The 1,850-nt window shown below is 61.0% G+C and carries 1 protein-coding gene and 1 pseudogene; both read right to left on the reverse strand.

Annotated features, from left to right (window positions below):
• Positions 1–673, reverse strand: a pseudogene (locus BHV64_RS09045) (GH92 family glycosyl hydrolase); the annotation flags it as partial.
• A gap of 20 nt (positions 674–693) precedes the next feature.
• Positions 694–1,850, reverse strand: a 1,157-nt coding sequence (locus BHV64_RS09050) for a glycoside hydrolase family 125 protein (RefSeq protein ID WP_288115772.1), incomplete at its 5' end; no start/stop codon positions are given.

Here is a 1,850-nt window from a genome sequence, read left to right on the forward strand (position 1 = left end):
CCGCGCCGGGTTTCGAAACCTACCCGCACGAGGGCGTGTTCGCCGACTAACTGTTCGCCTTCGACGGGCTTCGTGCCGTCATAGATCTGGAAATCCCGGATCTTCCGGTCGAAGCGCACGATAAACCAGTTCTTGAAGTTGTCGGGCACACCTCCGCTGTTGCGCGTGGTGTATCCCACGACAGTCCGTTTGTCGTGCATGACCCTGATGTACGATCCGCGGTCGAAAGCGTCGATCACCACGCCCGACAATAGTAGGGGCGTGCCTCCTCCGACTGGTGCGAAAACCAGCTCTGGCGGCTCTCCTCATCGACCTTGTCGCGTCCGCGTATGGGCATGATGGAGAACTGCCCGTAGTCGTTGATCCACGGCGAGGGCTGGTGGGTCTGCTTCAGGCCCCGGATGGTGTGGGCGCCGTAGGTATAGGCCCATCCGCTGCCCATTTCGCCCGTCTGGGGCGTCCAGAAGTTCATGCCCCACGGCAGGGCGACGGCCGGGTAGGTGTTGCCCGTCGAGAGCGTGAAGTCGGAGTGCGTGCCTACGAGCGTCGAGACGTATTCCGAAGGCCGCGCCGAAGGTTCGTCGCAGGAGGTTGCCGCGGTGCGCCCCGTGCGGCTTCCGCAGCTGCCGCACAGAACGGCGGCAAGTAACAGCAAAGAAACAGGTTTTATCATTGTTATTTGGTTTTTTCCGGTCAGTCAATGGAATTAAGTAAGTCGACCTTGTTTTCGTTTACGAGTTTTAATATGAGTTCCCCGAAGAGCGTGTTCTGCCAGGCGAACCACGGGCGGGTGAAATTCGCAGCATCGTGGCGCGAGAAGGATTCATGCATGAAGCCCGTCCCGGCATCGGTGGTCATCAGGGCGACGATGCAATCGCGGATCTCGGCGTCGTCCTCCGACGTGAAGGCCCGCATCATGATGCTCATGGGCCAGATCATCTCCACCCCGATATGGGGGCCGCCGATGCCCTCGCCGGCGGAGCCTCTCCAAAAGTAGGGGTTCTCTTCGCTCCAGACGAACCGCCGGGTGTTCTCATAGATGGGATCCGTGCGCTCCACGTCGCCCAGGTAGGGCATTGCCAGCAGCGACGGCACATTGGCGTCGTCCATCAGAAAGCAGCCTCCGAATCCGTCCACCTCGAAGGCGTAGATCTTCCCGAACTCCGGATGCTCGACCACCGCGTATTTCTGCAATGCCTCTTCCACCTCTCCGGCCAGCGCCGTGCACTCCGCGGCCAGCTCCCGCTCGCCGTTCACCGCCGTCAGGATCTCGGCGGCCTTGCGCAGCGACGTGACGGTCATGAAATTCGACGGGATGAGGAACCCGAAGGTCGTGGCGTCGTCCGAAGGACGGAACGCCGAGACGATCAGCCCCACGGGTTTCACGGGGTTGCCGCGCCCCACATGGCAGCGGGTATCCAGCTGGCGGTCGGTCGTGCGCAGGAAGATGTAATCGCCCGGCCCCTCCTTCATCTGCTGTTCGCGCAGCGTCTTCACAATGTTGCGCATCGCAGAGATCCACTCCCCGTCGAAGACCGACGTGTCGCCCGTGGTTTTCCAGTAATGGTGCGCAAGGCGCAGAGGATAGCAATGGGAATCGATCTCCCATTTGCGCTCGAAAACCCAGGGACTTTGATCGTTGCCCGGATAGCCGACATCCTCGCCGTCACCCGTAGGGCCGACGTTGAAGGCATTAGCGTAAGGATCGATATTGATGAGTTTGAATTGCCGCCGGATCACCCCCGCGATCATCTTCTGCAACGCCGGGTCCTTCTTGCACAACTGCACATAGGGCCATACCTGCGCCCCGGAGTCGCGGAGCCACATGGCCGGAATATCGCCCGTGTAGA

This window comes from Alistipes sp. 56_sp_Nov_56_25 (assembly GCF_001915285.1).
Lineage (GTDB): Bacteria > Bacteroidota > Bacteroidia > Bacteroidales > Rikenellaceae > Alistipes > Alistipes shahii.